This is a genomic window from Rhizobacter sp. P2_D12, assembly GCF_056404395.1.
Genome location: NZ_JBFUEB010000198.1, coordinates 1 through 6,061, shown reverse-complemented (window position 1 = coordinate 6,061; position 6,061 = coordinate 1). Strand labels below are relative to the sequence as shown.

Here is a 6,061-nt window from a genome sequence, read left to right as displayed (position 1 = left end):
GATCTGGTTGATCTGCAGCGCGTCGATCATCTTCTCCATCGGGAAGTAGTCGCTCTTGAAGTTGAGCTTGACCTTGCCCGCGAGCTCGGCGTGCAGCTTGATCTCTTCTTCGTTCTTGTTGATGTCGACGGTCGACACGCTGAACGAGGCATTGCTGTCACGCGTGTGGCCGTTGTACCAACTCTGGTTGCCCGAGTACTTGCCGCTCTTGATCCAGTCGTTCTCCTTGCGCTCGCCCTCGTAGTGGTAGTCGCCCTTGCCGCCCGATTCGTCGTGCGTGCTGCTGCCCCAGGTGCCGCCGCTCGTGCTCGTGCGGTCGCGGATGCGCGTGTCGCGCGTGTCGAGCTTGAACAGGCACGAGGCCTCGATCGTGCCGTTGGTGACGACCAGCCGGTTGACGCCCATCATCACCATCGTCGCGAGCATCTGCTGGCGGTCCATCGCGATGCGCTGGCGCGCCGCCGGCATCAGCTGTTCCTCGGCTGTGTCCTGGTCGAGGCTCATGACCGGCGACTTCAGGCCCAGGTCGGCGAAGAAGTCCGGCATGCTCGATTCGTCGGCGCCTTCGCGCGGCTTGAGCTTCGCCGTCTCCTGCGACAGGTCCATCTCCAGGTGCTCGGGATACTTCTGCACCAGGTAGTCGCGCGCGTTGTTCTCGCTGACGTTGTCCTTCATGTACTGGTCGACCGACTTGCTGACGTTCTTGACCAGCTCGGCATAGGCCTCCATCTGCTTGATCGAGCTGGTGACGATGGAGTTGAAGACGCCGTCGACCAGGCCGCCCACGAAGGCCGGGAAGTCGACCTCCTGGACCAGGTTCGCCATCGCGTCGCCGCCGCGGCGCGCCGCCTCGCCGATCGGCGGCGGGCGGTTGCCGGCGAGCTGGATGCGCTGCGGCGCCGTCGCCTTCGCCGCACCGGCCTGCGCCTCGGCGATCGGCGCGTAGCCGCCGACGTTGCCGCCGAGCTCGACCGCGCCGGGCCGCGACCGGCCGTCGGCGCCGCCCAGGATGTAGTGGAAGGCGCGCACCGTGTTGTGGGCGATCTCGGTGCGCTTGTCGGGCGCCAGCGCGTTGAACGCGCTGCTCTGCGTCAGGGCCTGCCGCACGCGCGAGCGGATGTCGCCGAGCAGGCGGTCGTTCGGGGCGGCTGGGTTCATGGCGAGTCTCCGTCCGTTGAGGGCCTCAGGCCCAGGCCGACGACGACCAGAGCGCCTGGCCGGCGACCTCCGGCTGGCGCGCAGGCACGGCCGCTGGGCGTTGCACCGGCTGCGGTTGCGCCGGTTGCCGCATGCCCTCCAGGCGCGGGTCGAGCGACGCCGGGCGCAGGTACAGCGCGACCCGTGCCGGCAGGTCGGGCCGCACCCACACCGACAGCACCGACACGGTGCCGGGGCCGGGGTAGCCGTCCGGCGTCAGCGCCATCAGCCAGCGGTCCATGCCCTGCACGCTGCGCGGCCGCTCGGTCATCTGCAGGCGCGTCAGCGCCATCAGCTGCGAGGGCAGGTCCGGGATCGCGTCCAGGCTGACGTCCAGGCGCATCTCGACGCCCTGGCGCAGCGGCCGCAGGGTCAGCATCGCGGCCTCGGCCGGCAGCACGAAGCGCGCGCCGAGGATGAACGCGACGGCGCTCATCAGCCCCGCATGGCGGTGGCCGAGCCCGAGCTGGTCCATCAGCGGCTGCAGCGCGGCGAGCGCGAGCGGACGCTCGGACTCGAACGACAGCTGCTGCGCGCCGGCCGCGCGGCCGCAGCGCACCGACATGATGACCGGCCGCAGGCCCGGCATCGAATCGATGGCCACGCGCACGATGCGGTGCAGCGGCGCCGGCAGCGCATCGACCAGGCTCGGGCCCCATTCGCAGTGGACGTACGACTCGGCCAGGCCGTTGCGGTCGAACGCGCTGCCGAAGGCGGCGCCCCAGGACGCGCTGCGGCTGATCTCCTGCCCGCGGATCGGCTCGAGCTGGTTGTCGAGCCAGCGCCGCGCGGCGCGGCCGAAATGGCGGTCGACCACGCGGCCCATCGCGTGGCTCGAGCTCTCGATGCGGTCGGCGCCGGTCACGCCGCGGCCGGTCGCGCGCATGACGAAATTCAGCTGCTCCGGCGTCTGCTCGGAGTACTGGGTCGACAGCGGCGTGTCGTCGGTCGGCTCGCCATAGGGCACGTCGAGCTGCTCGTCGAGCGCGGAGCCGACGTCCTCGAGGGGATCGGCCGTGCCGAGCCGCCGGGCCGACTGCGCGAGCAGCCGGCGCGCGCGCAGGGCCAGGGTGTCTCTGCCTTTCATGATGACCTCCGTGCGCTCAATGCAACTGGGCCAGCAGCTGTTGCAGCTGGTCGGGGCTCGGCGTGCCGTTGGCGGTCAGCTGCTTGAGCTTGTTGACGACGTCCAGGCCCGAGGCGTCGCCGCCCGTGGGCAGGCCCGGCAAGCTCGGCGCGGTGGTCATCTCGACCGGCTGCGCGTACTGCTTGACCTGCTCGTCGCGCACGCCGTTGACGGCCAGCCACGACTGCACGTTGGTCAGCAGCGCGCGGGTGTCGATGTCGCTGACGTCGCCGCCGCCGATGATCGGGCGTCCCGAGTCGTCGAATTCGCCGGTGACGAAGTTGGGGTCGAACAGGAACGGCCTGGCAGACCCGGTGCTCGACAGCGCGGCCGTGTACTTGGCCAGGAAGTCGAACAGCTTGCTCGACGCCTGCGCCATCGTGCTGTACTTGACCCAGTTCGGCGCGCCGCCGAAGTCCTGCTGCGCGACCCGCTCGACGACCTGCCAGTGGTTCGACGCGGCATAGGTCTTCAGCACCTGAGGCTGGTTCAGGATGCCGATCGAGCGGTCCAGGTGCTTGTTGATGCGCGTCGCGACGAAGAAGCTGCCGCCCCAGGCGTACAGCGACGCGTTCTTGGCCAGCTCGAAGGCCGATTTGCGCACCTGCTCGCCGGTCATCGACAGCTGCGAGGTCTGGGTCGTGAACATGCGGTCGACCTCGCGCTGGCGCGTGAACTCGGAGATGCCCGCGATGAAGCGCAGGAACAGCTGCTCGAAGTCCTTGTTCGGCGAGACTTCCTTCGACACCTCGCCGCCGGGCATGCCGAGCATGCGGCTGTACTGCGAGCGGCGCTGCGACTCGGTCAGCCGGTCCTCGGTGTCCCAGTAGTAGTCGTCGATCGCCTTGCCGGCCGCGTCATGGCCGAACGGCAGCAGGCCGTTCATGAACAGCTCGCCGATGCGGTCGGCGACCTTCAGCACCAGCGTCTTCTCGAGCAGGGCCAGCGAGTAGGTCAGGCCCGACACGCGGATGTTGTCCGAGTTCAGGTCGGCATCGCCGCCGGCGTTCTGCGTGCCACCGGGCAGGCTGCCCGGGGGCAGGCTCAGCGAGTCGCCGGTCGAGCGCGTCTCGACGTAGCGGTCGAGCGCGATGCGGATCGCCGATTCGAAGTTCGGATGGCCGAACGGAATCGACGGTGCGCCGGCGATCACGTCGCGCGCGACGAAGGCGAATTCCTGCACCGCCAGCGTCTTGATGCCGCCGTTGAGCTTGGGGATCGTGTCGGCGATGAACTGGTAGACGATCGACAGCGCGACCTTGCCGTTGTCGGCGGGCCGCTGGCTCGGGATGTCGCCGATCGACTCCAGCCAGGCGCGGCGCAGTGCGTCGGTCAGGCCGCTCGATTCCGGGTCGACCTCGCCGTCGAGCACCGTCATGCCCAGCACGGCCGCGGCCGAGGGCACCTTGGTCACGTCGGCCTTGTCGGCCGGCACGCCGAAGCGGTTCTTGAGCTCGCTGATGACGCGGGCGACGTAGGCGGTCCTGACGCTGTCGCTCTGCAGGATCGGCACGGAACTGACGTCGATGAAGAAGGTGTTGTCGGCCATGGAAGTCTCCTTGATGAACTGGACCAGCCACTCGTTGAGCAAATGAATGTCCTCATCGCGTGGCTTGCCGATGACGAGGCGCAAGGCCGGCCCGAGGAGCGGCCGGAGGTTCTGGACGCTGCGCTGCGCGAGCGCTTTCTCGAGCGGCTTCAACTGCGCCGCGGTCGCGTTGAGCGGCGGCAGCGGCAGCGCGCGGCGCAGCAGGTGCGCGAGCATCGCGACGTACTCGGCCGTCGGCGGCGGTGCCGGCCCGCTGGTGCGCCGGGCCAGGCCCGGGCCGAGCGCGAGCAGCAGCTGCTCGGGCGCGCGCTCGTCGGCCGTCTCGAGTGCCTGCTGCAGCAGCCGCTTGGCGCGCTGCAGTTCGGCCGCCTTGGCCTGTCCGTCGAGGACCAGGCTCAGCAGGTCGATCCACGGATCGGGCGGGTTGGGTTTCTTGGTCACCATGGATCACCTCCTCGCGGGGGTTGCGTGCAATGCGTCGAGCGCTTCGAGCGCCGCGCAGCAATCGAGCAGGCCGGCACCGACCTCTTCGGGCGGGCCGGGCAGGCGCTGCGCGCTCGCGCACAGCAGCCGGCGCACGCCGGCTGCGTCGAGCGGCTGGCCGCGGCGCCGGGCGCGCGCCATCAGCAACGCGGCCGCGCCGGCCACGTACGGCGATGAGAACGACGTCCCGGAACTGGTCTGGTAGCCGTGGCGGCCGACGCCGACGACGCCCTCGCCCGGCGCGCACAGTGCGATCTGCGGCCCCCAGGTCGAGAAGCGCGAGCGCTGGCCACGGTCGTCGACCGATCCGACCGCGATCACCTCGGGCAGCGCGGCCGGATAGAACTGCTGGCGCTGGCCGCTGTTGCCGGCCGCGGCGACGAGCACGCAGCCCTGCGCGATCGCGTAGCGCGCGACGGCCTGGTGCGGCGCGGCCGCGTGGCGGTCGCTCTCGTCGCGCGGCGAGCCCAGGCTCATGTTGAGGACGGTGGCACCGAGGTCGACGGCGACCTTGATGCCGGCGTCGATGTCGGGCAGCGCGCCGACGCCGACCAGCCGCGCGCCGGCCGCGTCCCGCCGCGCCGCGGCCAGCACGCGTATCGGCAGCAGCATCGCCAGGCCCGCCAGGCCCGGCGGCAGGCGGAAGCCGCGCGCGCCGATGATGCCGGCGACGAGGCAGCCGTGGCCGACCTCGTCGTACGGGTTGTAGTCCCAGCCGCGCGAATCGCCGACCAGCCGCGTGCTGTCGTTGAGCCGGCCGAGGCCGAGGTCGACGGTGTCGTAGCCGGCCATGCAGCGGCGCTGCAGCTCGGGATGGCCGACGACGACGCCGGTGTCGACGACGGCCACGGTGACCAGCGGGTCGCCCGGTTCGCGCGCCAGCGCCTCGGGCGCGCGGATGCGGCGCTGCGCGGCCAGCGCCTCGTCGCGCGTGATGCGGCGGCGCGGYGCGGCGGGCGCGTCGAACGGTGCGCAGGCCAGCATCTGCTCGTCGCAGTGCTCGACCGTGCCGAGGTCGCGCAGCGCCTCGCGCAGGTTCGCGGTCGCCTCGGGCAGGCCCAGCTCCAGCTGGTAGCTGCGCGACAGGCCCAGCGCTTCCTCGTCGTCGGCGAAGCCCACGTGGTGCTCGCCGGGGCGGCCCAGCGAGCGGCGCGCATGGTAGACGCGGCGGAAGCGCGCGCCCTCGCCCCAGCGCGACACCAGCGCGTCGATGCGGCCGCCGTCGAGGTGCGAGGTCGGCCGGCCGGCGCCCGACAGGCAGTCGAGGTGGGCGGGAACCACCGCAGCGGCGACGCCCGAGCGCAGCGTCAGCGTCAGGAAGCCTTCGCGCTTCATCGCGTGCCTCCGTCCGGTGCCCAGGGGTCGTGGCCCATCGCATCGGCGATCGCATCCTCGGCGCTGAACGGATGCACGAGCGCGTAGCATTGCGGGTCGCGGTCGCCGAGCCGCACCTCGAGCGCGCCCGGTTCGAAATCCTGCGGCAGCCGCACGACCAGGCGATCGTCGTCGAGCTCCTCGATCTCGAGTGCCTCGCCGTTCAGGCGCACCTCGGGCGGATAGGCCTCGTGCATCAGGTTGCTGCCGGACAGCGCGAGCACGCGGCTGCGCGGATCGACTTCGAGGACCGAGGCCGGCGCGTCGGCCTCGAACGACTCGGCATCGAGCTGGCGCAGCGGCCGCCGCGGCGGCGGCACGAACACCGGGGC

Annotated in this window: 5 protein-coding genes; all 5 read right to left on the bottom strand. The window is 71.2% G+C overall.

The window, feature by feature from the left end; genetic code table 11:
* Positions 1–1,158: hypothetical protein (locus AC1DYN_RS31330; RefSeq protein WP_477966508.1), on the bottom strand; the 1,158-nt coding region annotated here is incomplete at its 3' end.
* Positions 1,159–1,183: 25 nt separating this feature from the next.
* A complete protein-coding gene (locus tag AC1DYN_RS31325) occupies positions 1,184–2,284 on the bottom strand; it encodes a hypothetical protein (RefSeq protein ID WP_477966506.1) in 1,101 nt (366 codons plus the stop codon).
* Positions 2,285–2,300: 16 nt separating this feature from the next.
* Entirely contained in the window at positions 2,301–4,316 is a 2,016-nt protein-coding gene (locus AC1DYN_RS31320) for a hypothetical protein (RefSeq protein WP_477966504.1), read from the bottom strand.
* A gap of 3 nt (positions 4,317–4,319) precedes the next feature.
* The gene (locus AC1DYN_RS31315) at positions 4,320–5,690 is read right to left on the bottom strand and encodes a S8 family peptidase (RefSeq protein ID WP_477966502.1); all 1,371 of its coding nucleotides are present in this window, start codon (positions 5,688–5,690) and stop codon (positions 4,320–4,322) included.
* On the bottom strand, positions 5,687–6,061 hold a 375-nt coding region (locus AC1DYN_RS31310; RefSeq protein WP_477966500.1), incomplete at its 5' end, for a hypothetical protein. The genes AC1DYN_RS31315 and AC1DYN_RS31310, both read right to left, overlap by 4 nt.